Source organism: Devosia sp. 1566, from assembly GCF_004005995.1.
Classification (GTDB): domain Bacteria; phylum Pseudomonadota; class Alphaproteobacteria; order Rhizobiales; family Devosiaceae; genus Devosia.
The window spans coordinates 2,609,137-2,633,767 of record NZ_CP034767.1 but is presented as its reverse complement, the minus strand read 5'-3'; the positions used below and the strand labels follow the sequence as shown (position 1 = coordinate 2,633,767).

20 protein-coding genes are annotated in these 24,631 nt (G+C 64.4%); 13 read left to right on the top strand and 7 right to left on the bottom strand.

Going from position 1 to position 24,631, the window contains the following annotated elements; translation table 11 throughout:
• Positions 1 to 24 precede the first annotated feature (24 nt).
• A complete protein-coding gene (locus tag ELX51_RS12675) occupies positions 25 to 522 on the top strand; it encodes a 2,4'-dihydroxyacetophenone dioxygenase family protein (protein ID WP_164854858.1) in 498 nt (165 codons plus the stop codon).
• The gene (locus ELX51_RS12670) at positions 500 to 1,273 is read left to right on the top strand and encodes an SDR family NAD(P)-dependent oxidoreductase (RefSeq protein ID WP_127753866.1); all 774 of its coding nucleotides are present in this window, start codon (positions 500 to 502) and stop codon (positions 1,271 to 1,273) included. Before ELX51_RS12675 ends, ELX51_RS12670 begins: the two co-directional genes overlap by 23 nt.
• Before the next feature lie 14 nt (positions 1,274 to 1,287).
• Here the strand turns inward: ELX51_RS12670 and ELX51_RS12665 are convergent, their stop codons facing one another.
• The 4 genes from ELX51_RS12665 to ELX51_RS12650 form a co-directional block, all read right to left on the bottom strand.
• Positions 1,288 to 2,469, bottom strand: coding sequence for a GAF domain-containing sensor histidine kinase (locus ELX51_RS12665; RefSeq protein ID WP_127753865.1), 1,182 nt, complete (start codon positions 2,467 to 2,469; stop codon positions 1,288 to 1,290).
• A gap of 174 nt (positions 2,470 to 2,643) precedes the next feature.
• Positions 2,644 to 3,774 (bottom strand): M20/M25/M40 family metallo-hydrolase, encoded by a 1,131-nt coding sequence (locus ELX51_RS12660; protein ID WP_127753864.1) that lies wholly within the window; start codon positions 3,772 to 3,774, stop codon positions 2,644 to 2,646.
• A 30-nt stretch (positions 3,775 to 3,804) separates the two neighbouring features.
• Positions 3,805 to 4,563, bottom strand: a complete 759-nt coding sequence (locus ELX51_RS12655; RefSeq protein ID WP_127753863.1) for a TIM barrel protein — start codon at positions 4,561 to 4,563, stop codon at positions 3,805 to 3,807.
• Positions 4,564 to 4,566: 3 nt separating this feature from the next.
• The gene (locus tag ELX51_RS12650) at positions 4,567 to 6,912 is read right to left on the bottom strand and encodes a molybdopterin-dependent oxidoreductase (RefSeq protein ID WP_248305108.1); all 2,346 of its coding nucleotides are present in this window, start codon (positions 6,910 to 6,912) and stop codon (positions 4,567 to 4,569) included.
• 367 nt (positions 6,913 to 7,279) lie between these two features.
• Between ELX51_RS12650 and ELX51_RS12645 the strand changes: the two genes are divergently transcribed.
• The 8 genes from ELX51_RS12645 (at position 7,280) to ELX51_RS12610 (ending at position 15,412) form a co-directional block, all read left to right on the top strand.
• Positions 7,280 to 8,545 carry an ABC transporter substrate-binding protein gene (locus ELX51_RS12645; protein WP_127753862.1) on the top strand — a complete coding sequence of 422 codons (1,266 nt, stop codon included), beginning with the start codon at positions 7,280 to 7,282 and terminating at the stop codon, positions 8,543 to 8,545.
• A gap of 82 nt (positions 8,546 to 8,627) precedes the next feature.
• The gene (locus tag ELX51_RS12640; protein ID WP_127753861.1) at positions 8,628 to 9,527 is read left to right on the top strand and encodes a sugar ABC transporter permease; all 900 of its coding nucleotides are present in this window, start codon (positions 8,628 to 8,630) and stop codon (positions 9,525 to 9,527) included.
• Positions 9,524 to 10,351 carry a carbohydrate ABC transporter permease gene (locus tag ELX51_RS12635; RefSeq protein WP_127753860.1) on the top strand — a complete coding sequence of 276 codons (828 nt, stop codon included), beginning with the start codon at positions 9,524 to 9,526 and terminating at the stop codon, positions 10,349 to 10,351. Before ELX51_RS12640 ends, ELX51_RS12635 begins: the two co-directional genes overlap by 4 nt.
• Before the next feature lie 50 nt (positions 10,352 to 10,401).
• The gene (locus ELX51_RS12630; RefSeq protein WP_127753859.1) at positions 10,402 to 11,610 is read left to right on the top strand and encodes an ROK family transcriptional regulator; all 1,209 of its coding nucleotides are present in this window, start codon (positions 10,402 to 10,404) and stop codon (positions 11,608 to 11,610) included.
• A 14-nt stretch (positions 11,611 to 11,624) separates the two neighbouring features.
• Complete coding sequence (locus tag ELX51_RS12625; protein WP_127753858.1) at positions 11,625 to 12,983, top strand: M24 family metallopeptidase; 1,359 nt, start codon at positions 11,625 to 11,627, stop codon at positions 12,981 to 12,983.
• Between the two features lie 22 nt (positions 12,984 to 13,005).
• Entirely contained in the window at positions 13,006 to 14,100 is a 1,095-nt protein-coding gene (gene ugpC, locus ELX51_RS12620) for a sn-glycerol-3-phosphate ABC transporter ATP-binding protein UgpC (RefSeq protein WP_127753857.1), read from the top strand.
• Entirely contained in the window at positions 14,100 to 15,068 is a 969-nt protein-coding gene (locus ELX51_RS12615; protein ID WP_127753856.1) for an ornithine cyclodeaminase family protein, read from the top strand. Before ugpC ends, ELX51_RS12615 begins: the two co-directional genes overlap by 1 nt.
• Positions 15,065 to 15,412, top strand: coding sequence for a RidA family protein (locus tag ELX51_RS12610; RefSeq protein WP_127753855.1), 348 nt, complete (start codon positions 15,065 to 15,067; stop codon positions 15,410 to 15,412). Before ELX51_RS12615 ends, ELX51_RS12610 begins: the two co-directional genes overlap by 4 nt.
• A gap of 65 nt (positions 15,413 to 15,477) precedes the next feature.
• On the opposite strand, the gene putA is transcribed toward ELX51_RS12610, so the two are convergent.
• Positions 15,478 to 18,870: a bifunctional proline dehydrogenase/L-glutamate gamma-semialdehyde dehydrogenase PutA gene (putA, locus tag ELX51_RS12605; protein WP_127753854.1), complete on the bottom strand. Its 3,393-nt coding sequence runs from the start codon at positions 18,868 to 18,870 to the stop codon at positions 15,478 to 15,480.
• Positions 18,871 to 19,021: 151 nt separating this feature from the next.
• Here putA and ELX51_RS12600 point away from each other — a divergent pair, with 151 nt between their 5' ends.
• Positions 19,022 to 19,489, top strand: a complete 468-nt coding sequence (locus tag ELX51_RS12600; RefSeq protein ID WP_248305107.1) for an Lrp/AsnC ligand binding domain-containing protein — start codon at positions 19,022 to 19,024, stop codon at positions 19,487 to 19,489.
• Between the two features lie 120 nt (positions 19,490 to 19,609).
• Here the strand turns inward: ELX51_RS12600 and ELX51_RS12595 are convergent, their stop codons facing one another.
• Together ELX51_RS12595 and ELX51_RS12590 are read right to left on the bottom strand one after the other, a co-directional pair.
• On the bottom strand, positions 19,610 to 20,776 hold the full coding sequence (locus ELX51_RS12595; protein ID WP_127753853.1) for a hypothetical protein: 1,167 nt from the start codon (positions 20,774 to 20,776) through the stop codon (positions 19,610 to 19,612).
• 29 nt (positions 20,777 to 20,805) lie between these two features.
• On the bottom strand, positions 20,806 to 21,786 hold the full coding sequence (locus tag ELX51_RS12590) for an aldo/keto reductase (protein ID WP_127753852.1): 981 nt from the start codon (positions 21,784 to 21,786) through the stop codon (positions 20,806 to 20,808).
• A 215-nt stretch (positions 21,787 to 22,001) separates the two neighbouring features.
• On the opposite strand from ELX51_RS12590, the gene ELX51_RS12585 reads away from it, so the two are divergent.
• Together ELX51_RS12585 and ELX51_RS12580 are read left to right on the top strand one after the other, a co-directional pair.
• The gene (locus ELX51_RS12585) at positions 22,002 to 23,036 is read left to right on the top strand and encodes a GntR family transcriptional regulator (protein ID WP_127753851.1); all 1,035 of its coding nucleotides are present in this window, start codon (positions 22,002 to 22,004) and stop codon (positions 23,034 to 23,036) included.
• Positions 23,037 to 23,078: 42 nt separating this feature from the next.
• On the top strand, positions 23,079 to 24,617 hold the full coding sequence (locus ELX51_RS12580) for an ABC transporter substrate-binding protein (RefSeq protein ID WP_127753850.1): 1,539 nt from the start codon (positions 23,079 to 23,081) through the stop codon (positions 24,615 to 24,617).
• The last annotated feature ends 14 nt before the right edge of the window (positions 24,618 to 24,631 follow it).

Sequence of the window (24,631 nt, the reverse complement as noted above, 5' to 3'; positions counted from 1 at the left end):
GCCTGCGTGGAGGAAAGCCTAGCAATGTACAGCGTCATGAACGGTTCAGCCCATCCCCTAGCGCCGCCCGAGATTGCGGTCAAGGCGGTGCCCGATGATGAGCGGGTGTGGGTGCCGCAGGCGCAAGGCGTGTGGTTTCGGCCGCTGATGCTCAATACCTTGGTGGGGCAGTGGTGCAATCTGTTGCGGGTGCGCCGCTCAGGGGTACTGTCGCGGCACCTGCATCCCAACCCGGTGCATGGCTATGTGATCAAGGGGCGCTGGCATTATCGCGAGCATGACTGGGTGGCCGAGACCGGCTCTTATGTGTTTGAGCCGCCCGGCGAGATCCACACGCTCTTGGTGCCCGAGGATGTGGAGGAGATGATCACCTTCTTCAACATCACTGGCTCGATGGTGTATCTCGACGAGAACAACCAGCATGTCGGCTACGAGGACGTGTTCACCAAGATCGACATGTGCCGCGCCCATTACGAGAAAATCGGGTTGGGAGCGGACTATGTCGATCAGTTCGTCCGCTGAGACCGTGAATTACGACTGGGCCCGCGGCTGGTACGCGGGCAAGCGGGTGCTGGTGACTGGCGGCACTTCGGGGATCGGCGCCGCCGTGGCGCGGGCGTTTGTGCTTTCGGGTGCCCACGTCACTGCGACGGGCGTGGCGCAGCGCGAGATCGATGCGCTGGGGGGCGACGTGGATTTTGCCGCAGCGGAACTGGGCCTGCTCGATGTGCGCGATGCCGCGGCGATCGGAGAACTGGTGGGCAAGCTGCCGGCGCTCGACATTCTGGTCAATTGCGCCGGGATGATCCGGCGGGGCGAGGAGCTGGATCCGGCCGTGTTCGAGCAGGTGCTGGACGTTAATCTCAACGGCACCATGCGCATGTGCTCGGCCGCCCAGCCTCTGCTCCAAGCATCGGGGCAGGGGAGCATCGTCAACCTTGCTTCCATGCTGTCGTTTTTCGGCGGGGGATTGGTGCCGGGCTATGCGGCGAGCAAGGGTGGCGTCAATCAGCTGACCAAGTCGCTCGCCATCGCCTTTGCCAAGGATGGCATCCGCGTCAATGCCGTAGCGCCGGGCTGGATCGCGACGCCCCTGACGCAGGCGCTGCGCGATGATCCTGCACGTTCGGACCCGATCCTCGCGCGCACGCCGATGGGGCGGTGGGGCCGGCCCGAGGACGTGGCCAATGCGGTGCTGTATCTGTGCTCGCCGGCGGCGGGCTTTGTCACCGGCTCAACCCTGGTGGTCGATGGCGGTTATTCCATTAGCTGAAGCGATTCAAGGCCTTAGTTCAGGGGCATGCGGAAGGTGAAGCGGGTGGCTTCTGCATCGGAATGGACGTCGATCTTGCCGCCATGGGCTTCGGCGATCTGGGCGGCGATGTAGAGCCCCAAGCCGAGGCCCTCGGCATTGCTGCGCACCTGGCCGCGGTGGAAGGCCTTGAACAAGTGCTCCATCATCTCGGGAGGGATGGGTTCGCTGGCGTTGATGACCGATAGCGCGAGGGTGGCTTCGTCTTCCAGTTTGACCTGAACGTGGATCGGCTGGTCGTCGGCGCCGTGGGTAATGGCGTTGCCGAGCAGGTTGGAGAACATCTGGGCGATGCGGCTGTGGTCGACCTTGGCTGACCGGGGCAGGTCGATTTCGGCTTCGATGACGCGAGCCGGATTGGCGGCGCGGATTTCGTCAACTACTTGTTCCAGCGTCGGTTTTAGCGGCCGATCGGCATCGAGATCAAGCGAGATTCCCCCGCCCAAACGGCTGCGGGCGAGGTCGAGAACATTGTCGATCAGGCCACTCATGCGGGTGACGCTGTTTTTCATCAGGCGGAGGATGACCGGGGTTTTTTCGGTCCAGGCGCCTTCGCGCAGCAGGATATTGGCGCCGCCGTCGATGGCGGCGAGGGGGTTGCGCAGGTCGTGGCCGAGCACGGCGATGAATTGTTCGCGCAGGTCGGAGTTGGCTTGCTGATCGGTGGCGCGGGTTTCGGCGGCGGCGAGTTTGTCTTCGGCTTCAAGGTGATAGGCGAGAAGCTCGGCAAAAAGGGTGAGCGTGCCGATCACCTGGGGGTTGTTGACCTGCGCCGGTTCAGGATGGATGGCGCAAAGTGTTCCGAAGAACCGGCCATCAGCCATGGTAATGGGCACAGAGATATAGCTCTTGAGGCCATAGATCTGCGGTGTGTGGTGGGAAGAATAAACCGGATCTTCCGCAACATTGTCGATCGCTATGACTTGCCGGTGCTGGCGGATTTCGTGGCAGAGCGTCGTTTCTACCTTGAGTTCACCACCCGCGGGAAGGCCAAAGCCAATATTGTCAAGGACCTGGCAAGCAACCCAGCGGTCTTCCGTAACGCGGGCGACGGCGGCAAAGCCCATGCCGGTGGCGCGGCAAACGACGTCGAGGATGGTGGGGACGGCGCCAATTCTTTGAACAGCATCAACGTCTTGCTGGAAGTCGTGGGCCATGTTTACTCGCGGCTAGTTTTGGACAACACGGTGTCGCATGACGCTCGATCGTGTCGTCGCAACATGGTCAGAAACTATATTAGCGCGAAACTTGCCAGTGTCGAGAGTCGGCGAAAGGGGCTCCTAGTCACGTTATTGCCATGAAGATGAACGGGTTCTGAACGGCCTAGACTGCTATTGGAGGGTGAGCAGCAGGCCGGCGAGCAGGCGGCCGCGCGGGACAACGGAATCGAGCAGGATGTGCTCGGTCAATTGGTGCGCATCGGCTCCCAGTGGTCCGAGACAATCGAGGGTGGGGACACCGAGCGCGCCGGTGATGTTGCCATCCGAGCCGCCGAACATCATGTCGTGACCGAATGGAAGGTCGAGCGGGTCGGCGAGGGTGCGGGCTTGCTGCCAAAGCGCGTGGTCGGCGGCGGTCGGGGTCCAGAGCGGGCGGTTGGAGAAGCGGATGACTTCGCCGCGCTCGCCCATCTCTTCTTGAACGATGCGCACGAGCTGGTGGTAGACGTCTTCAAGCAGGTCGAGGGTCTTGGCGGTGGAGACGAGGCCGATCGTGCCTTCGGTGGGGATGATGGCGACGTGCTGGCCGGCCTGGATATAGTTGACGGTGAGCGAGCGGCCGGGCTGGGCCAGGGCTTCGACGCGCGGCACGATGCGGGCGAGGCCAGAGAGGGCAGAAACGCCGATGCCGGGTTCGATCAGGGCATGGCTAGATTTGCCATAGGTGCGGATGCGGAAGCGCGCGACGGGATAGCGGCCGACGGCGAGGTTGCCGCTGGTGTCACCGCCTTCAACAACGAGCACAAAGCGCTGGTCGCGGGCGATGTGCTCGATCAGCGGGCGGCTGAAAGGGCTGCCCGATTCTTCGTCCGACACGAGGAGCATGCGGACGGGCAGGTGGGAATTGGCGCCGCCTTCGCGCAGCAGGCGCAGCACTTCGAGGGCGAGATAGTTGCCGCTCTTCATGTCGTAAAGGCCGGGGCCATAGGCCTTGTTGCCGTCCTGGCGCCAGCTGAGCGGGCCGGCGAGGGTGCCGATAGGATGGACGGTATCGAGATGGCCGAGGAGGAGGATGCCCGGGCGCGGGTCCTCGGGATTGAAATCAGCATAAAGGCAATCGCCAAAGCCCTTGTCGCCGGGGAAGCGCTCGAGGGTCGCGCCCATGCTCTGCATGTGCGTGGCGGCCAGATCCATCATGCGATTGACGGCGGCGGCATCCCAGGAGGGGCTTTCGCATTCGACCCATGGGCGCACGCCTGCAAGGATGGCTCCGGCGTCGAGGGGGAGGGTGGTGTAGTCCATGGGTAAAGAAGGGTCCGAGATGAGGGAGGGTTAGCGGGAAAGCACGAGTTCGAGCGCGTCGACCGTCGGACCGGTAGGGCGGAACTCGAGGCCGACGGGGCCATCGTAGCCGGCGCGCCCCAGCCAATCGAGCTTGCCCTGCCAATCCATCTCGCCGCTGCCGGGCTCGTTGCGGCCGGGGGCGTCGGCGAGGTGGACGTGAGCGATGCGATCGAGCCGGCCGTCGAGCACACTGGCGATGTTCTCGCCCATCACGGCCGAATGGTAGATGTCATAGAGGAGGCGCACATGGCGGCTGCCAACGGCATCGACGATATCGAGCCCTTCAACCGTGGAATGGAGGAAATAGCCGGCGTGATCCACCAAGGTGTTGAGCGGCTCGAGCGCCAGAATGATGTTGGCGCGCTCCAGCAGGGGAGCGGCGCGGCGTAGCACAGTGACGATGGCGTCGTGCTGTTCGGCCCGAGTGAGGCTATCGATCTCGTTGCCGGCCTGGGCAATGAGAAGCGGCGCGCCCAAGCGCTGGGCGGTGGCGATGCTGTCCTCGAGCCCGAGGAGAAACTCGGCGTGGCGCGTGGGATCGGTCAGCGGGATCATGGGTTCGGCGACGATGCCCGAGAGCGCAACCCCATGCTTGCGCAGCGCCGCTTCCACCGCATCGAGATCCTTGTTGGTCCAGCGCCAGAATTCCACCAGATCAAAGCCGGCTGACCGGGCCAGGGCGATGCGGGCGGTGAAATCGGCGGTTTCGGGAACAAACAGCATTTCGAGGCAGGCGGAAAAGCGCATGGGCTAAGGCTCCTTGGCGACGAATTGCGGGGGCTGGAAAGCGGTAATGGGCGGCAACTCGCCCGTAAAGCGCTCTACCTGCACCAGCGCGCTTTGGGCGGCGCAGCCCTGGCTCAAGCTCGAGGCGCCGATATCCTGGGTGACGGCATTGGGGTTGCCATGCTTGTCGAGGGTGCCGATCTCGCCGGGAACCAGCGGATCATACCAGGCGCCGGTGGCGATCTGGACGACGCCGGGGCGGATGGCGTCGCTGACGACGAGACCGGCAAGGAAAGCGCCGCGATCATTGAAGACGCGCACCACATCACCATGGGCAAGGCCGCGCGTGGTGGCATCGGCGAGGTTCATGGTGAGAGGTTCGCGGCCGTTGATCTTGGATTCGCGGCTGACGACGCCATGATCGTACTGGCTATGGAGGCGTGTGCTGGGCTGGTTGGAGAGGAGATGGAGGGGATAGGTCTCGGCGCGCGGGGCGCCAAGCCATTCGCGCGGTTCACGCCATTCCGGGGTGGCCGGAAAATCGGGCAGGTGGAAGCCCGCGATCTTGGTCGAGGTCAGCTCGATGAGGCCCGAGGGCGTGTTGAGGGGGAAATCCTCGGGATCCTTGCGGAAGCTTTCGAGCATGATCGTATCCTGCTCGGGGGCGGGCAGATCAAAGAGCCCCTCTTCCCAGAACTGATCGAAGGGCGGCAGGGTGATGCCGAAGACCTCGGCGCGGGGGCGGCATTCCTCGTAGAGCACTTCGAGCCATTGCTCGGCGGTGCGGCCTTCGCGCAGTTGCTCGGCAAAGCCGAGGCGCTCGGCAATGCCGCTGAAGATATCGTAGTCGTCCCTGGCTTCGCCGACGGGATCGGCAACGCGCTTCATGGCGACCATGAAGCGGTCGAGCGAGGCGCTGCCGATATCGTTGCGCTCAAGCGTCGTCGTGGCGGGCAAGACGATATCGGAGAACTTGGCGTGCGGTGTCCAGAAGCTCTCATTGATGATGGTCACTTCGGGGCGGCGCCAGGCCTCGATCAGCTTGTTGAGGTCCTGGTGGTGGTGGAAGATGTTGCCGCCGCACCAGTAAACCAGCTTGATATCGGGATAGGTGAAGCTGCCGCCATCATAGGTGAAGGACCCACCGGGATTGAGCAGCATGTCGGAGACGCGGGCCACGGGGATGAAGGTGGTGACCGGGTTGGTGCCCTGGGGCAGGCGGGGGCCCGAAAAGGGGAAGCGGCCTGAGCCGACGCTTTGCATGCAGGCATAGCCAACGCCAAAGCCGCCGCCGGGCAGGCCGATCTGGCCCAGCAGCACGGCAAGGTTGACGGCCATCCAATAGGGCAATTCACCATTTTCGGCGCGCTGGAGCGACCAGGCGACATTGATCATGGTGCGCCCCTTGGCCATGCGGCGGGCGAGCGCGGTGATGGTGTCGGCAGGGATGTCGCAGAGCGGGGCGGCCCAGGCGGGGGTCTTGTGCTGGTTGTCGGCGGCGCCAAAGAGGTAATCGCGCAGCTGCTCGAAGCCGACGCTGTGGCTTTCGATGAAAGCCCGGTCGTGCAGGTCTTCGGCGATCAGCACATAGGCGAGCGCGAGCATCAGGGCAGTGTCGGAGCCAGGCCGGATCGGCAGCCATTCGCAGCCCTCGGCATCGGTCAGGTCGGAGCGGCTGGGGCTGACATTGACGAACTGGGTTTTGCCGGCCGCCATGCGGCGCAGCGCTTCGCGCACCACATGGTCGCTCGCGCCACCCGGATTGACCTGGGTGTTCTTGGCGGGCAGGCCACCGAAGGCGATGAAGAGTTCGGTATGCTCGGCCAGATTGTTCCAATCGGTATGGCCCTGGGACAGCTCGCCCCAAGGCGCGACCACATGGGGCAGGATCACGCGCGCGGCGGCGAGGGAATAGCTGTCGACGCTGTCGACATAGCCGCCGGTGAGGCGAAAGAAGCGGTTGAACTGGCTTTGGGCGTGGTGGAAGCGGCCGGCGCTCGACCAGCCATAGGAGCCGCCGTAAAAACTCTCATTGCCATATTGCTCGCGCACGCGGGCGATGTGGTGCGCCGTGATGTCGAAGGCTTCGTCCCAGGGCACTTCCACAAAGGGCTCGCGCCCGCGGCCCTCGCGCGAAGCGGCGCCCGATTTGAGGAAGCCGGCGCGGATGGCGGGACGGCGGATGCGGGCGGCCGCATCGCGGCCGGAGGTGAGGGAGCGGCTGAGGGGGGAGGGGTCGCGGTCCCAGGGAGCCGGGGTCAGTTCCACCGTGCCGCCGGTGTTCTTTGCCTCGTACACGCCCCAATGGGTCGAGGTATAGGCCATGCCGTACTCTCCGCGCTGCTGCGGATCAGCGTTCCGCAGCTCCAAGTTTATTTCTTTTGATAATCAAACCTATTTTAGGGAGATGTCAAACCGTTCTTTGAGGTTTCCCGGCACGGATTTTCCACAGGGCAGGCGAGGGTTCAGGTGCAGGCGGGGCGGATTTACCCCAGCGATGGAGGCGAGATTTACTGGTTTTTACCAGGATCAGCGGGCGTTTTGGCCGGTTTCCACGCGATACCGACTCTGGTGCTCTGGCGGTGGCTAGTTTTGTAGCAGCAGAAAAATTGCACTAAAAGCAAGCAGGCCCGATTGACAGCCACGCTTAGCCGGTCAATCAATAATCCTACACTCCAACAAATTATGGGGTGCGCAGTTTTTGGATGTCACGACCGGCCAGCAAAAGGTTTAACCCATGTCCAGCAGATCCAAGTTTCTTGCCGTATCCCTCCTCGCGCTGTCGGTCGCGGCCGGCAGCGCGCCCGCTTCGGCCCAGCAGGTGCCCGAGTTCTGGCACTATATGGGCGTTGGCGGCGAGTATGATGGCGTCAAAGCCATGATCGCCGAGATCAACAAGCAGAACCCGGACGCCCCGGTCACCGAGCGGGTGATCCCGGGCCATACCCAGGGCTTGCGCCAGCAGGTGCAGGTGTCGCTGATGGGGGGCACCCCGCCCATGGCCTACCAATTCAACTCGGGTTACGACCTAACCCAGGTGGCCAATTCGGGCCGCATTCTCGACATCGAGGATGTGTGGCAGGATATCCGGGGCGACGAGATTTTCCCCGAAGGGCTGCGCCGCATCATCACCTTTGGTGGCGTGCATACGGCGCTGCCGATTTCGCTGAGCATCGTCAATGACGTGTTCTACAACAAGGCGGTGTTCGAAAAACTCAACCTGACCCCGCCCACGACCTGGGAAGAGTGGAACACGGTCTGCGAAACGCTCGAGGCCAACAATGTGGCGTGCCTGGGCAATTCGGCGGGCTGGCCCTGGAGCTTTTACAACTTCTATGCGCCGCTGCTGAGCGTTGTGGGCGAAGAGGGCTATTGGCAGTTTGCCCGCGGGGAGCTGTCCTGGACCGGTCCCGAAATGCGCGAAGCCTTCGAGATCTTCCGCGAGAATTATGCCGAGCATTATGCGCCCAACTGGACGGCAGCGGCCTGGGCTGACTCGTCGGACCAGCTGATGCGCGGCGAGATCGGCATGTATCAGGCCGGCAACTGGATTTCTGGCTATATGAAGGGCCGCGGCTGGACGCCGGGCGAGGATTACGACTTCTTTGTTGCGCCGGGCACCGAGGACCAGTCGATCTTCCAGACCGATACGGTGGTGGTGCTCAAGGGCGACCTGCAGGAGCAGGGCAAGCAGTTCGTGCGCTCGGTGGTGTCGGTGGAAGCGCAAACCGCGTTCAACCAGCCCAAGGGCTCGCTCGCGCCCAATGTGGAAGTGTCCACCGACATCTATGACGTGATCGGCAAGCGCGAAGCGGAGCGGTTCGCCACCATGGCACTGCCGAGCCTCATGATCCTGTTGCCGGTGGATTACCGCATGGCGATTGGCACCGAGATCGAGAAATACGCGGCCAATCCGACCCCCGAAGGGCTCGAGACTTCACTCGCGATGCTCGAGCAGATGCGCCTCTCCATGGCCGACCAGAAGCTGTTCTACGCCTGGTGATGACACAAGGCCCCCGCCGCGGCGGGGGCCGATCGTCCGGCGCGCGCGGGCGCCGGGTTGGGAATGCAGGAAGGGGCCAGTCATGGGCGGACTTGATTTCAGAGCCAGGCGCAACCTGGTTTATGCGCTGTTCTTGCTGGGTCCGATCGCGTTGTTTATCGCCGCCTTCATTTACCCGGTGATCGATACGATCTGGCTGTCGCTGCATTCGTGGGACGGAATGTCGGTGGAGCGGCAATGGGTTGGGCTGGCGAACTTCCAGCAGATCCTCAACCAGCCGCGTACCATGCATGCGCTGTTCAACAATTTCCAGTGGCTGATCTATTTCCTGGTGTTGCCCACGATCGTGGGGCTCGGGCTGGCGCTTTTGCTCGATAGCGACGTCAAGGGCGCCTATATTTTCCGGACCATCTTCTTTTTGCCCTTCACCATCACGACCGTGGCGGTGGCGTCGGCCTGGCGGTGGCTGTATCGGCCGACGACGGGGCTGTTCTCGACCATACTCAACAGTCTGGGACTGTCGGAGTGGAATCAGAACTGGCTCGGCGACCCGCAGATCGTGACCTATTCGATCATGGCGGCCTCGCTTTGGGCGTGGAGCGGGTTCACCTTCCTCATCTACTTTGCCGGGCTGCGGAACCTGCCCACCGAATATATCGAGGCGGCGCGGATCGATGGGGCGTCGCCCTGGACGATCCTCACCAAGATCAAGCTGCCGCTGCTGCTGCCCTCGACCGTCGTGGTGCTGGGGATTGCGGGCGTCGATTCCATGCGCGTCTTCGATATCGTCTGGTCGATGACCCAGGGCGGGCCGTTTGAATCGAGCTATGTGCTGGCCGTCGATATGTACGAGACCTCGTTCTCGCGCTTCCAGATGGGGCAGGGCGCGGCGATCGCGGTGCTGCTGCTGGTGCTCGCGGCCATCGTGGTGATGCCCTATGTTTATTACATGTCCACCCAGGTCGAGGAGGTGCGCGAATGAGCGCCTTTGCCGTCCGTCGCCCTGCGCTTTCCACCGGGCTGCGCTATTTCATCCTCGTCGTGCTGGCGATCCTCTATCTGACGCCGCTCTTGATGGCGTTCAATGCCAGCCTCAAGAGCCCGGCCGAAATCCCCTATTCGCTGCAATTGCCCAGCGAAATCTATTGGCAGAACTATGCCGAGGGCTGGGAGCGGATCGGGCGCTCGGTGTGGAACAGTTTCCTGATCACCATCCCCTCGGTCGTGCTGTCGGTGTTTGTGGGCTCGCTCGCGGCGTATCCCCTGTCGCAGGTCAATATTCCGGGCGGGCGCGTCGTTTACCTGCTGATCCTCGCCGGGATGCTCGTGCCCTATCAGGCCGTGCAGATCCCGCTGTTCATGATCATGCGTTCGCTCGGGCTCTACAACACCATTCCGGGGATGTGGCTGGTCCACACCGCCTATGGGCTGCCCTTCGTGACCTTTTTCATGCGCAACTATTTTGCGACGGTGCCCCGCTCGATGTTCGAGGCGGCGCAGCTCGATGGCTGCGGGCCGGCGGGGTATTTCTTCAAGATCCTGCTGCCGGCATCGGTGTCGGGGCTGGCGGCGATCGCCATCGTGCAGAGCCGGTCGGCCTGGAACGATCTGTTCTTCGGGCTGACCCTCACCAGCGGGCAGAACAGCCCGGCGCCGGTCAGCCTTTATGCCATGATCGGCGGGCTCGACGTGGATGACGGCCCGATGATGGCGGCGACGATCATTTCGATCGTTCCCATGATGATTGCGTTCCTGCTGTTCCAGAAGGCATTCACGCGGGGCCTGTTGGGTGGCTCGTCGAAATGATGACCCATTGCCCGGCTGCCTCGCCACGCCCGCCCGAGAGGGACTAGCTCATGCATCCATCTGTTGTTCGCCAGATCCATGCCTCGCGCATCTTCCATGCGATCCGGCTCAATCCCAATGCCTCGCAGCGCGAGATCGCCGACAAGGCCGAGACGGACAAGTCGACAGTGTCGGCGATCCTCAAGGATTTCGAGGCCATTGGTCTGATCGAGCGCGCCACCAAGGTCGCGGGCAAGGGGCGCGGGCGGCCTGGGGAGCGCATTTCGATCTCGGCCAATGGGGGCCTGCTGGTCGGGGTGCATCCCGTGCCCGGTGAGATCAGCTATGTGGTAACGGGGCTCGACGGGGCGCCGCTGGGACAGGTGACGCGCACGCTGCCGCATCGCTCCGAACTCGCCGCCGAATTGCGCGCCGGAATTGGCGAGCTGGTGGCCAGCATCGGTCGCAGCATGAACGAAGTGCGCGCCGTGGGGGTGTCGGTGCCGGGCCTGGTGGGGCGCGACGGGCACCTCGCCCATTCGCCCAACCTGGGATGGCGCGACCTCGAATTGCGCAGCCTGCTCGACAATGCCGTCGAGGCGTCGCTCTACATCGACAACAACTGCAATGCCGATGCGATGGCCGAATATCTGTTCGGCAGCGCCGCCGAGGACGAGACCTTCATCTATCTCGACAGCTCCTCGGGCGTGGGCGCGGGCCTGTTTCTCGATGGCGCGCTGTTTCGGGGCCATGGCGGCTATGCCGGCGAGTTCGGCCACACCAAGATCGTGCCCAATGGGCGGCTGTGCCGCTGCGGCAATACCGGGTGCCTGTCGGCCTATGTGTCGGATTTCGCGCTGGCGCAGCGGCTGCAGCAGGACGGGGTGCAGGTGTCCTCGACCGCCGAGCTGCTCAACCTCGCCGAAGCGGGCAACGAGCTGGCGCTGCATGTGCTGGCTGAAATGGGCAGTTATCTCGGGATCGGGGTGTCCAACCTCATCAATATCTTCGATCCGCCGCGGGTGATCCTCGGGGGGAGTCTGGCGCGGCTGGCGCCCTTTATCCGCAACTCGATGATCCACGCCGTCGAGGAGCTGGCGCTGCCCGCAGCGCTGCAGGATTGCCGGATCGAATTCTCGAGCCTCAGCACCAACAATGTGCCGCTGGGCGGGGTCGCCCTGGCGCTGGAAGGCTGCACCAATTTTTCGGGCGCCAAGGCGCCGCTCTGGCATGCGCCCAGCGCTGCCGACCCATCTGCCGCAGAATCTGCGGCGAGCTGAAAGGACCTTTATTGATGACCATTGCCCTTCGTTCCATTGCCGCGCCGGCCATTGAGGTTCCCCTGCAGCAGCCCGCCATTCCGGGCACGACCTATGCGGCGCGGTGCAACGAGGCCTATCGGCGTGCCGGCCATGATTGGCTCGTGATCTATGCCGACCGCGAGCACAACGCCAACATCATGTTCATGTCGGGCTTTGATCCGCGCTTCGAGGAGGCCCTCTTGCTCCTCGGCCCGGGGGAGCAGCGCATCTTCGTCGTGGGCAATGAGGATGAAAGCTATACCGCCATTTCCCCGCTGCCGGGCAAGCAGGTGATGCTGGCCCAGTCGATGAGCCTCTTGGCCCAGGACCGCTCGCGCCGTCCGAGTGTCGAGGCGGTGCTGCGCGAATGCGGGATCAAGAGCGGTGACAGCGTGGGGGTTGTCGGCTGGAAGTATTTCGAAGGGGCGGAATGGGACGGCGAGGAGCCGGGCCTGTTCGTGCCCGCTTACCTGCCGATCCTGCTCAAGCGCATCACCGGGCAGAGCCCGGCAGAAGCCACCCCGGTGCTGATGCATGAAACCGAAGGCCTGCGCTCGGTGGTGGATGCCGACCAGATCGCCGCCTATGAATGGGGCGCGGCGCGCGCTTCGGCGGCAGTGTGGCGCATGGTGACCGGCATCCAGGCCGGGGACAGCGAATTGCTGGCGGCGAGCCGCATGGGCTATGCCGGCGAGCCGATGAACTGCCACCCAATGCTGACCACCAGCGATGCTTCGGGGCCGGTGATCGGTCTCTCGAGCCCAACCGGGCGCATCATCGGCAAGGGCAACGGCATTTCGGCCGCGGTGAGCTTTTGGGGTGGGCTCGCGTCGCGCGCCGGGCTCGTGACCGACCATGACGAGGCGTTCCTCGCCACTGCCAAGAGCTATTTCGAAGGCCTGATCACCTGGTATGAAACAGCCGATCTCGGGGTCACCGGTGGCGAAATCCACGATGCGGTGACCGGCGCGCTGGCGCGCGGCGGCCTGGGTTCAGCGCTCAATCCCGGGCACCTGACGGGCCATGACGAATGGCTGAACTCGCCGGTGCGGCCGGGCTCGCAAAGCCGTATCGCTTCGGGCATGCCCTTCCAGATCGACGTGATCCCGGTGCCGATGCCCAATGGCTGGGCGCTCAACTGCGAAGATGCGGTGACCTTTGCCGATGCCAAGCTGCGCGAAGAGCTCCGGACGCGCCATCCGCAGGTTTATACGCGCATCGAGCAGCGCCGCGCCTTTATGCGCGACGAGCTCGGGGTCGCCATTCACGATGCCATCCTGCCGATGTCCTCGACCCCGCTCTGCCTGCCGCCCTTCTGGCTGGCGTCCAACATGCTGCTGGCTCGCGCCTAAGCTCTCACAGGAAGGAGCCGACATGGCCCATCTTTCGATCCGCAACCTGACCAAGTCATACCAGACCTTTCAGGCCGTCCGGGGCATCGATCTCGAAATCGCCGACAGCGAGTTCGTGGCGCTGGTGGGACCCTCGGGTTGCGGTAAATCCACGACACTGCGCATGATCGCGGGGCTCGAAACCATTTCGGGTGGCGAGATCCGCATCGACGACAAGACCATCAACGATGTCGAGCCGGGGCGACGCGACATCGCCATGGTGTTCCAGAACTATGCGCTTTATCCGCATATGACGGTTTACGACAACATCGCCTTTGGCTTGCGACAACGACGCATGCCCAAGGCGGAAGTGGCGGCGCGAGTGGCGGAAGCCGCGCGGGTGCTCGAGATCGAGCCACTGCTCAAACGCAAGCCGCGCATGCTGTCGGGCGGGCAGCGCCAGCGCGTGGCCATGGGACGCGCCATTGTGCGCAACCCCAAAGTGTTTCTGTTCGACGAGCCGCTGAGCAACCTCGACGCCAAGCTGCGCGTGCAGATGCGTACCGAGATCAAGCGGCTGCACCAGCAGATCCCGACCACCACGGTTTATGTGACCCATGACCAGATCGAGGCCATGACCATGGCCGACCGGGTGGTGGTGATGAATAATGGCATCATCGAGCAGGCGGGGCCGCCCCAGGAACTCTACAACAAGCCGGTGAGCCGGTTCGTGGCGGGCTTTATCGGCTCGCCGGCAATGAACTTCCTCAATGGCCGGCTGGTGGGCGAGGGCGACGGGCTGTTCGTGCAGCTGCCGGGCGAGCAGCGGCTCGCCGTGCCCGCTTCGCGACGGGATGCCTATGCGCCATTTGCCGGGCGCGACGTGGTGCTGGGGCTGCGGCCCGAAGCCTTCAGCAATGTGCATGACCGCCCGAACACCGCCGCGCTCAGCGGGACCGTGGATCTGGTGGAGCCGCTGGGGGCCGAGACGCTCCTCTATATGCGGGTGGGCACGGACAATGTCTGCGCGCGGGTGGCGCCTTCCTTTCAGGCCGCGCCCAAGCAAACGATTGCCCTCACCGTCGACATGGACAGCATGCACCTGATCGATCCTGCGACCGACAAGGTCATCTACTGATGGCGGGGACAACCGCACTCAAGGTGATCGACGCGGCTACGGTCGAGCGGTTGCTGGATTATCCATCGCTGGTGGCAAAACTGCGCGAGGCGTTTTTAGCGCCACCCACGGCGCCGAGCCGGCAGGCCGTGCCGATCGAGGCGGCGCCGGGGCAAACTGCGGGCACGCTGCTGGTGATGCCGGCCGTGCGGCCGGGAAAGCTGATCGGGGTCAAGCTCGTGACGGTCTTGCCCGAGCTGGGCAACCGGCCGGGCGGGGCGCTGCGGGCGATCTATATGGTGCTCGATGCCGCGAGCGGCGAGCCGCTGGGCACGATCGACGGGCACGCGCTGACCACGCGGCGCACGGCCGCAGCATCGGTGCTGGCCGCTTCGGTGCTGGCTAGTCCCGAGCCCGAAACCCTCCTTGTGGTGGGGACGGGGAGCGTCGCCGAAGCACTGGCGGAGGCCTATTGGGCGGTGTTGCGGCCCAAGCGGGTGCTGATCTGGGGGCGCAATGTGGAAAAGGCCGAGGCGCTGGCCGCGAGCCTCCATGCGCGCGGGATTGCCGCGAGCGCGGCCGGGGAACTGGCCGAGGCCGTGGGGCAGGCGCAGATCGTTTCAGCGGCGACGCTGGCGCGCGAGCCCATCATTTTGGGCGACCAGGTGCGGCCGGGCACGCATATCGACCTCGTCGGCGGGTTCCGCCGCGACATGCGCGAAAGCGATGATGCCCTGGTGCGCAAGGCGCGGGTGGTGGTCGACGTGCCGCACACAAAAACCGAAACCGGCGACATCGCCCAGCCGCTCGCGGCTGGTGTGCTGGATGCAGCTGACGTAACCGAGCTGGCCGAACTGCTGGGCGAAGCGCCGCGCTGGCGGCGGGCGCCGGAGGATATCACCCTGTTCAAATCGGCGGGGCATGCCCTCGAAGATCTGGCGGGGGCGGAATTGGTGATGGAGCGCCTGGGCGCCGAGGAGATCGCATGATCAAGCGAATGGAAATGGGCAAGCGCATGAGCCAGGCCGTGGTGCATGGCGGCGTCGTGTATCTGGCGGGGCAGGTGGCCGAGGATACGAGCCTCGATATCCTGGGGCAAACGCAGCAGGCGCTGGCGGCAGTGGAGCGGTTGCTGGCGGAGGCGGGGAGCAGCAAGGCGCAGCTGCTGACCATGGCGGTGTATCTGGCCGATATCGGTGACTTCGCTGGGATGAACAGCGTCTACGACAGCTGGATCGACCCCGAGCAGAAGCCGACGCGGGCCTGCGTGCAGGCGCTGTTGGCGGACCCCGGCTACAAGGTCGAGTTCGTGGCGACCGCGGCGGTCGCATAAGGCTAAAGAAAAGCCCGCTGGTGCTGCCAGCGGGTTTTTTTTGTTGGGGCGGTTAGCCGGCTTGGCTAGCCGGCCTGGGCCATCAGGGTGGCGTTGCCGCCGGCGGCTGTGGTGTCGATGCAGACATGGCGTTCCACGACGAGGCGCAGGGCGTCGTCCTTGCTGGTTACGAGCGGCAGGATGGGGCCGCTGCGCTGGCTCAGGGCCTGGCGGATGGCGCCGAGCTGGCTGTCCGCGCCGAAATAAGCCACCGCATCAAAGGTCTGGGCGTGCTGGAGCACGTCGAGGTCGAGTTCGGCCAGAAGGGCGGTGTTGCCGAGCGTGGCGGCCAGATTGGCCTGGGCCTGCTGATCGGCCGGGGTGGGGCCAAGGCAGAGCACGGTGCCGCGCGGGCTCACATGCATGACGTTGGACTCCCCGGTGGGGCCGGGCAGGGGGAGGGGCATGGTCTTGCCCTCGGGAGCACCGATGGTGAAGCGGGGCAGATAATGCGGGCCGCCCGCCTTGGGGCCGGTGCCCGAAAGGCCCTCGCCGCCAAAGGGCTGCGAGCCGACTACGGCGCCGATCTGGTTGCGGTTGACATAGATATTGCCGGCCTGGACGGCGCTGGACACGAGACGCACCCGCGAGGAAATGCGGGTGTGGAGGCCAAAGGTGAGGCCATAGCCCGAGCGGTTGATGGCGGCGATGACGGCGTCGAGCTCAGTGGCCTTGAAGGTCGCGACATGGAGCACGGGGCCAAAGATCTCTTCGGCCAGCGCCTCGATGCCGGACACGCGCAGCACGGCGGGGGCGACAAAGGTGCCGCCCGCTGGGGTCGGCAGGCGGTGGATGAGATTGCCCGAGCGCGCAAAGCTCTCGATATGTGCCTCGATCTTGCTGCGGGCGGCCTCATCGATGACGGGGCCGATATCGGTGCTGAGGTGCCAGGGATCGCCGAGAGTCAGCTCGTCCATGGCGCCCTTGAGCATTTCGAGGGTCCGCTCGGCCGCTTCTTCCTGCACGTAAAGCACGCGCAGGGCCGAGCAGCGCTGGCCGGCGGACTGGAAGGCGGACGCGATGATGTCGCGCACGGCCTGTTCGGGCAGGGCGGTGGAGTCGACGATCATGGCGTTAAGGCCGCCGGTTTCGGCGATGAGGGGTGCGGTGGGCGCCAGATTGGCGGCCATGGCCCCATCGATCCGGCGGGCGGTGGCGATGGAGCCGGTGAAGACGACGCCGGCAATGGCGGGGTGGGAGGTGAGCGCGGTGCCGACTTCACCGGCGCCGGTGAGGAGCTGGATGGCGTCGCGGGGAATGCCGGCTTCGTGCATCAGCTGGACCGCGCGGAAGGCGATCAGCGGGGTCTGGGGCGCGGGCTTGGCCAGCACCGGATTGCCGGCCACCAGCGCGGCCGCGATCTGGCCGGTGAAGATGGCGAGGGGGAAGTTCCAGGGCGAGATGGCGGTGAAGGGGCCGCACGGCGCGCCAAGGGTTTGCCGTTCGGCGCCGCGGGCATAGTAGCGCAGGAAGTCGACGGCTTCGCGGACCTCCGCCACGGCGTCGGCCCAGGTCTTGCCGGCTTCACGGGTAAGGAGGGCGAAGAACTCGGCGCGGTTGGCTTCGTAGAGATCGGCAACGGCGCGCAAGAGGTCGGCGCGGCGGGCGACGGGCTCCTTGGACCAGCCGGAGTGGGTGGCTGCGGCGATAGCGCCTTCGATCTCGTGCGGGAGGGCGTCGACCACGGTGCCCAGAATGTCGGCTGGCTTGGCGGGGTTGGTGAGGGTTTGCGCCTGCGCGCCCGAGGCGGGATCGTTGGCGAGCGCGGTCAGGGCGTGGGCGTGCCATTGGGTGGTGGCAAAGGCGTTGCGCGCGGCCTCGGCGGCCGGGAAGGCGACGGGGTCGGTGAGATCGAGCCCGGCCGAGTTGCGGCGGGGCGCAAAGATATTGGCCGGGGCGGGGATGGCCGGATTGGGGATGGCGTCGCCCAAAGCGAGAAGCTTGGCGATGGGGTCCTCGGCGACCACAGCGGCCGGGATGTTCTCGTCGGCGATCTGGTAGACAAAGGAGCCGTTGGCGCCGTTTTCGAGCAGGCGGCGGACGAGATAGGCGAGCAGGTCCTTGTGGGCGCCGACCGGGGCATAGATGCGGGTGCGGGTGCCGTGGGCGGTGCGCAGCACTTCGTGGAGGCGCTCGCCCATGCCATGAAGGCGCTGGAACTCGAAGCTGTCCTTGGGCTTGCCGGCTTGTGCGGCGAGATGGAGGACCGCGGCGGCCGTGTGGGCGTTGTGGGTGGCAAATTGCGGGTAGATCGCCTCGGCCGCAAGGAGCTTGCGGGCGGCGGCGATGTAGCTGACATCGGTCGCGGCCTTGCGGGTGAAGACGGGATAGCCATCGAGCCCCAGCACCTGGGCGCGCTTGATTTCGGCGTCCCAATAGGCGCCCTTTACGAGGCGCACCATGATGCGGCGATCGAGCGAACGGGCGGTGGCATCGAGCCAATCGATGAGGGGCAGGACGCGCTTGCCATAGGCCTGGACCACGACGCCAAAGCCGTCCCAGCCGGCCAATTCGGGCGTGGCGAGCACTTCGGCGATGATGTCGAGCGACAGATCGAGCCGGTCGGCTTCCTCGGCATCGATGTTGAAGCCCATATTGGCGGCCCGGGCGGCGAGCGCCAATTGCCGAGTCGTGGCAACCAGTTCGCTCATCACCCTCTCGCGCTGCGCGAACTCGTAGCGGGGGTGAAGGGCCGAAAGCTTGACCGAAATGCCGGGATTGTCGCGCACGGACGGGGCGGTGCAGCGGGGGGCGAGGGTGGCGATGGCGCGGCTATACGCTTCCGCATACCGCTCGGCATCGGCGGAGGTGCGGGCGGCTTCGCCCAGCATGTCATAGGAATAGCGGTAGCCCAGCGCCTCGGGCTTGCGGGCATTGGTGATGGCTTCGTCGATGGTGCGGCCAAAGACGAACTGGGAGCCGAGGAGCCGCATGGCCTGGCCGACGGCAGTACGGATCACCGGTTCGCCCAGGCGCGCGACGGCACGATGGAGCGCATTCTTGGGCCCGACTTCCGGGTCGCCCAGCACATCGGCGGTGAGGCTGAGGGCCCAGGAGGAGAAGTTGACGAGCTGGTTGGAGGAGCCGCCGAAATGGCTGGCCCAGTCGGAGCCGCCTACCTTGTCGTGGATGAGGGCATCAACGGTTTCGGCGTCGGGGACGCGCAGCAGCGCTTCGGCCAGCGACATCAGGGCCACGCCCTCGTCGGTGGCGAGACCATATTCGGCGAGGAAGGATTCCATGAGGCCAAGGCGATTGCCGGTGCGCACGGTCGTCACCAGCTTTTCGGCCTGCGCCGAGATCGCGCTGCGCTCGGCAGGGGACAGGCCGGTATCGGCAATCAGCTGCCCAACGAGAGCAGTCTCGTCGGCCAGATTACGGGCGTGAAGAGTTTGGCGGGCAGCAGCGATTTCAGACAATTGGGGGGCTCCAGGGCAACCCTTCCCGGTCGAGTATCTCGGCCGGAAGGCAGGTAGAAGATAATGCTGCGCCTAAAGGCATTTCGCCCGATATGGTGGCTGGATCCGGCCTAATGCAATATAGTTGGAGCAGCTTCTAGGAGAAACGCCTGTGAACCTTGCCGATCACGACGCATTGGACCCGATCGACCGTCGCATCCTGCACGAGCTGGCGCAGAACGGCCGGATCAGCGTGGCCGAGTTGAGCCGGCGGGTGAATTTGAGCAAGACGCCGTGCCAGGCGCGGATCAAGCGGCTGGAGGATGCCAAGTACATCCTGGGCTATCGCGCGGTGATCAATCCGGACCGGATGGGCTTGCCGCATGTGGCTTTTGTGGAGGTCAAGCTCAGTGATACGCGCAAGGCGGCGCTCAACGCCTTCAACAAGGCAGTGCGCGCCATTCCCGAAGTGGAGCAGGCGCATATGATCGCCTCGAGCTTTGATTACCTGCTCAAGGTGCGCACCAAGGATATCGCCGATTATCGCGAAGTGCTGGGCGAGCGCATCAGCAGCCTGCCCCATGTGGCCCATACCAGCACGCATGTGTCGATGGAGGCGGTGAAGGACCAGGCGGAATAGGGCACGGAGGGGCGGAGCGCCTGGTGACCGAGACCGGACCGGCCTCGGTCAGGTTGGAATAAATGCAGCGGTGATGACCATCGGCAATGGGAGGCTTGCCGGTGGTCAGGATCGGGTGGTTCAGGACTTCCAGTACCGCGCCAGTGTGGTTGGCGTATGCATGTTGCCGTAGAGATAGGCCCAGAACTCGGCGTGGCGTTCCTTCGGGACAGTCTTCCAAAGGTCGTGCACCGCCATGTCGCCGCACCAATAGGAATAAACAAAGGGTGCGCGCAGTCCATGGCGCAGGAAGCGCAATTTGGACTTGATGGCGTGAAGCTCCTCAAAGCTCTGTTCGGCCATAATCGGCGCGATCAGATCGGCCGACATGTTGTCGTTGTGCAGCATCCAGGCGGCATTGCAGCGCAGGGCGGCGCGCATGCGCTGGAGGGCGACGGCCAGTTCGTCCTCGGGGGTTTCCACCCAATCGATGAAGAAGAGGCCGTTGTCGGCGATGCCCTCGAAGAGCGCGCTGCTGGCCGAGCTGGTAACGACCTGCGCTCCATCGAGCGGCATGGTGCCTTCGGCCACATATTGCTGGCGCAGGGCGAGGTGCACGAGATGTCCGGGAAAGGCTTCGTGGCAGGCCAGGTGCTTGAGCGCATAGGTCGTGTAGGGATGGTCGAGGTTGAGATACTGCTTGCGCGCGGGAAAGTCGCAATAGGCCGAGAAGGGCACATCGCGCAGCTCCTGGGGCTCGATCCATTCATGGCGGAAATCATACATGCGGGCGCTGACCCGCTCGCGCACCACCTTGGTCAGCTCGCGCATGGTGTCGATGACCTGGTCGGCCGGGACGCGAACCGAGGCTTCCCAGCGACGCACATCGGCTGAAATGTCGCCGGTCCACTGACCAATCTCGATCAGCTTGTCGCGGATCGTGTCCCGATAGGCCTCGATGATCGCGGGTGGCACCTTGGTGGTTTCGACCCGGATCTGGCGGCGCACCCGATCCGCAAAGGAAATGGGCGCCCCCTCGAAGGTGGTCACCAGGGCGAGGAGCGAATCGATCATTTCCAGCAGGTAGTCGCGGCGCAGATCGCTTTCTGCCTGGGCGGGAATGCGCGCCTGCAGCGCTTCGAGCGCGGCGCGCGCTTCGGCGTAATCGCGCAAGGGGCGGGGCGCCACATCGGCGACCGCAACCGGGATCAGCCCCTCGCGATCCAGAAAGCCAGCAGCGGTGTTGTGGCTGCGGTAAAGCGCATCAAGGCCGGCGGTCAGTTCGGCCAGTTCGCGTCCAAGTTTCATTGGGTCAGTCCTCGGCAAATAGGATGGCGCTACTGGTGGCCGGCCACGGGCTTGGGCCGGTAGGGCGCTTCGAGTTCGGCAATATCCTGGTCGGTCAGCTTGAGGCTGAGCGCGGCCACCGCATCGTCGAACTGGGTGAGGCGCGACACGCCGATGATCGGAGCCGTGATGCCGGGGCGGCTCGCCACCCAGGCATAGGCAACCTGCGCCATGGGGCAGTTGTGCCGTTCGGCGACGGCCTTGACGGCAGCCGCGACCTGATCGTCCTGCGCCTTGGTCGCCTCATAGAGTGCGGTGGCGGTGCGGTCGGTTTGGGCGCGGGTGCTGCCCTTGCCGTCTTCGCCGCGCTTGCCGGCCAGAACGCCGCGGGCCAGCGGGCTCCAGGGAATGACGCCGACCCCTTCGGAGCGGCAGAGGGGCAGCATTTCGCGCTCTTCCTCGCGATAGATCAGATTGTAGTGCGGCTGCATGGAGATGAACTGCGCCCAGCCGTGCTGGCGCTGCAGGCCCAGGGCCTTCATGAACTGCCAGGCATGCATGGAGGAGGCGCCGAGATAGCGCACCTTGCCGACGCGGACGAGATCGTTGAGGGCGTCGAGCGTTTCCTCGAGCGGCGTTTCGTAGTCGAAGCGGTGCAACTGGTAGAGGTCGATGTAATCGGTGCCGAGGCGGCGCAGGCTCCCATCCACCGATTCGAAGATGTGCTTGCGCGACAGGCCCCGGTCATTGGGGTCCTGGCTCATGGGATTGTAGAGCTTGCTCGCGAGCACCAGCTTGTGGCGGGGGTGATCGGCGAGGGCGCGGCCCAGCACTTCCTCGCTGGCGCCCAGGGAATACATGTCGGCGGTATCGAAGAAATTGATCCCGAGTTCGAGTGCACGGGCGATGATGGGGCGGGAATTCTCCTCGTCGAGGACCCAAGGGGCCCAGCTGGGGGAGCCAAAGGTCATGCAGCCCAAGGCCAGACGAGAGATTTTGAGGCCGGATCGGCCGAGATTGACATATTCCATTAGTACACCCTTTTCGCGCCCGCGGGTTCGGAGTCCAACACGCAGCCGACTGGCGGCGCGCGTTGAAGCTTAGAGAACACCGAAAATCAGCCGGTGCAAGCGCAAAGCTTTGCTTAGCGACTAGGCATTAAGTTGCTGTGGATAAAAAACGTGCGGCCCCATTGTGTTTCGGGAGAGAGTTGATACGGTCTGGGTGTATCGCTTGGATAGTACACATGTTCCGTATCGACGCATCCAGCATAGACAAGTCGCTGCCAGTCCCGGTCGGCACGCAGCTGCATGGGCTTTTGACCTATGCGCTGGCCTTTGGCGGGATCCCCTATGGCAGCAAGCTGCAGTCGGTGCGCCAGCTCGCTGCGGAACTGGGCATTGCCCCGATGACAGTGAGCCAGGTGTATCAGCGGCTCCGCGACGCAGGGCTTGTCGAGATGCGCCAGGGGCTCGGGGCGTTTTCTGCTCGTGATCCGAAAAAGACCAGTGCGGGCGGTGACCTGCCGGTAAGCGCGCTGCGCGCCGATATCGAGATCCTGATCAGCAAGGCCGAAAAGCTTGGCGTTTCCCCCATGGCACTGGTGTCGATGATCAATGCGCAATCGCAGCTGCGTAAGCCCAAGACAGGGTTGCGGCTGGTGTTCGTGGCGATCTTTGAAGAGCCGGGGCGGGACTATGTGGCCCAGATCAAGCCGGTGCTGGGCGCCACCGACCAGGTGCAGATCCTGACGCTGGATACGCTCAAAGTGTCCGAGGACGCGCGCCGCGTTGCGCTCGATGCCGACCTGGTGCTGACCTTCGTTAATCGCGAAGCCGAAGTGCGTGCGCTGGTTCCGGCGGCGCGCCTGCTGGGGTTGCGGTTCATTCCATCGGAGAAAACGCGGCAGGCGCTGGCCGGGCTCGATCCGCGCATGCGGGTGGCTGCGGTCACCTATTTCCCCGAATATATCGCGATCATGCGGCCCAGCGTGCGCGAGTTTGCGCCCCACATTGCCGACATCAAGGTGACCTGGTCGGCAGCGGCGGACATTTCCGAGACAATCGCGCAGTGCGATGCGGTGATTTATGCCTCGGGGGCCGATCACGTGATCGATTTGGTGGGACCGGGCAAGCCGTGTTTCGAATTCCGGCATGCGCCCGACCAGGGAGCGTTGGAAAGCGTGCTCGTGCCGTGCCTGGCCGAGTTGCGCCAGAACAAAATCGCCGGAAACGAGCCCCATGGGGCGCCGGAGCGGCAGCCCGTTGCGCGCGCCAAATAGATCGTACCGCCAACAGATTAGACACGACTGAGGGAGAAAAGAATGAAGCAGTTTTTATTGACGACCAGCGCCATTGTGGCACTGAGCTTTATGCCGCTGGGTGTGGCGGTCGCGCAGGACGCCGACACGCTGGTGGTGGGCGTGGATGTGGATGCCGGCACGCTTGATGCGCGCCTGACCCGCGATACCACAGCATTCCGTGCCGCCGACCTGATCTATTCGGGCCTCGTGACCATCACGCCCAGCCTGCAAGCCGAGCCCGACCTGGCGGAAAGCTGGGAAACGCCTGATCCGCAGACCTTTATTTTCCACCTGCGCGAGGGCCTCAAGTTCTCGGACGGCACGCCGCTCACGGCCGACGATGTGGTGTTCACCTACCAGTCGCTGATCAATCCCGACTTCAACTCGCCGATGCGCGCGCTTTATACGCCGATCGCAAGTGTCGAGAAGGTCGATGACCGCACGGTCAAGTTCGTGCTGAGCGCGCCTTATGCGCCGCTGTTGTCCTATCTCGATGTCGGCATTGTGCCGCAGGAATTGGTGGAAGCGGGGCGCGATATTGCGGCCGAGCCCATTGGCGCGGGCCCGATGAAGCTCGTCAGCTGGAACCGTGGCGCCGAGATCGTGCTCGAGGCCAATCCGGAATACTGGGCCGGCGCTCCGGCAGTCGAGAATGTCACGATGCGGCTGATCGCGGACAATTCCTCGCGGGCGCAGGCGTTCGAAGCGGGGGATCTGGACGTGATCCAGTCGCCGCTCTCGCCGCAGGATATTACCCGCCTTGCCGCCGATGACCGGTTCGGCAATGTGGTTATCCCGGGCCTGGCCGTGACCTATGTGAACTTCAACGCCAATGACCCGCTGCTCGCCGATCCCAAGATGCGCCGCGCGTTTTCGATGCTGATCGACCAGCAGACCATCGTCAATGACATCTACCAGGGCGCTGATGCCGTCGCCAATTCGGTGATCCTGCCCTCGTCCTGGGCGTATTCGGCTGAAGTGCAGCAGCCGCAGTTTGATCCCGATGGCGCCAAGGCGCTGTTTGCTGAACTGGGCTGGACCGACAGCAATTCGGACGGGTTCCTCGACAAGGATGGCCAGCCGCTGACGGTGACGCTCTCGACCCACAGCGAAGACCCCAATCGCGTGCAGACCATTGAATATATGCAGGCGATCTTTGCCCAGGCGGGCGTGGATGCGCAGGCGCAGATCAGCGATTGGCCGACCTTTTCGACCAATTATGTGCAAAAGAGCCAGCACCAGATCGCGCTGCTGGGCTGGGTCAACATCGTTGATCCCGACCGGCTGTTGTTTGCGCAGCTGACCACGGGTGGCGGCAATAACTGGGGCGGCTACAGCAATCCCAAGGTGGATGAACTGCTCCAGGCCGGGCGCTCGTCGCTGGACCAGGCGGCCCGCACTCAGGCTTACCAGGAAGCGGCCACGATCCTTGCCGAAGAGGTGCCGTACTACATCGTTTCCCACCAGGGCTATCAGCTGTTCTATGCCAAGGACCTGCCCGGCACGGTTGAAGCGACGCCGCGTGGCAATCTGCGCGGCCTGATCGGCATGCCAAGCTAAGTCGGATTTGTTCC

Coding starts and splice junctions, on each gene's coding strand:
- ELX51_RS12665 (WP_127753865.1), bottom strand. CDS start 2,469: ATGGCCCACGACTTCCAGCAAGACGTTGATGCTGTTCAAAGAATTGGC.
- ELX51_RS12595 (WP_127753853.1), bottom strand. CDS start 20,776: ATGAAACTTGGACGCGAACTGGCCGAACTGACCGCCGGCCTTGATGCG.
- ELX51_RS12585 (WP_127753851.1), top strand. CDS start 22,002: ATGTTCCGTATCGACGCATCCAGCATAGACAAGTCGCTGCCAGTCCCG.
- ELX51_RS12590 (WP_127753852.1), bottom strand. CDS start 21,786: ATGGAATATGTCAATCTCGGCCGATCCGGCCTCAAAATCTCTCGTCTG.
- ELX51_RS12635 (WP_127753860.1), top strand. CDS start 9,524: ATGAGCGCCTTTGCCGTCCGTCGCCCTGCGCTTTCCACCGGGCTGCGC.
- ELX51_RS12670 (WP_127753866.1), top strand. CDS start 500: ATGTCGATCAGTTCGTCCGCTGAGACCGTGAATTACGACTGGGCCCGC.
- ELX51_RS12625 (WP_127753858.1), top strand. CDS start 11,625: ATGACCATTGCCCTTCGTTCCATTGCCGCGCCGGCCATTGAGGTTCCC.
- ELX51_RS12630 (WP_127753859.1), top strand. CDS start 10,402: ATGCATCCATCTGTTGTTCGCCAGATCCATGCCTCGCGCATCTTCCAT.
- ELX51_RS12660 (WP_127753864.1), bottom strand. CDS start 3,774: ATGGACTACACCACCCTCCCCCTCGACGCCGGAGCCATCCTTGCAGGC.
- ELX51_RS12615 (WP_127753856.1), top strand. CDS start 14,100: ATGGCGGGGACAACCGCACTCAAGGTGATCGACGCGGCTACGGTCGAG.
- ELX51_RS12645 (WP_127753862.1), top strand. CDS start 7,280: ATGTCCAGCAGATCCAAGTTTCTTGCCGTATCCCTCCTCGCGCTGTCG.
- ELX51_RS12580 (WP_127753850.1), top strand. CDS start 23,079: ATGAAGCAGTTTTTATTGACGACCAGCGCCATTGTGGCACTGAGCTTT.
- ELX51_RS12640 (WP_127753861.1), top strand. CDS start 8,628: ATGGGCGGACTTGATTTCAGAGCCAGGCGCAACCTGGTTTATGCGCTG.
- ELX51_RS12655 (WP_127753863.1), bottom strand. CDS start 4,563: ATGCGCTTTTCCGCCTGCCTCGAAATGCTGTTTGTTCCCGAAACCGCC.
- ELX51_RS12610 (WP_127753855.1), top strand. CDS start 15,065: ATGATCAAGCGAATGGAAATGGGCAAGCGCATGAGCCAGGCCGTGGTG.
- ugpC (WP_127753857.1), top strand. CDS start 13,006: ATGGCCCATCTTTCGATCCGCAACCTGACCAAGTCATACCAGACCTTT.
- ELX51_RS12675 (WP_164854858.1), top strand. CDS start 25: ATGTACAGCGTCATGAACGGTTCAGCCCATCCCCTAGCGCCGCCCGAG.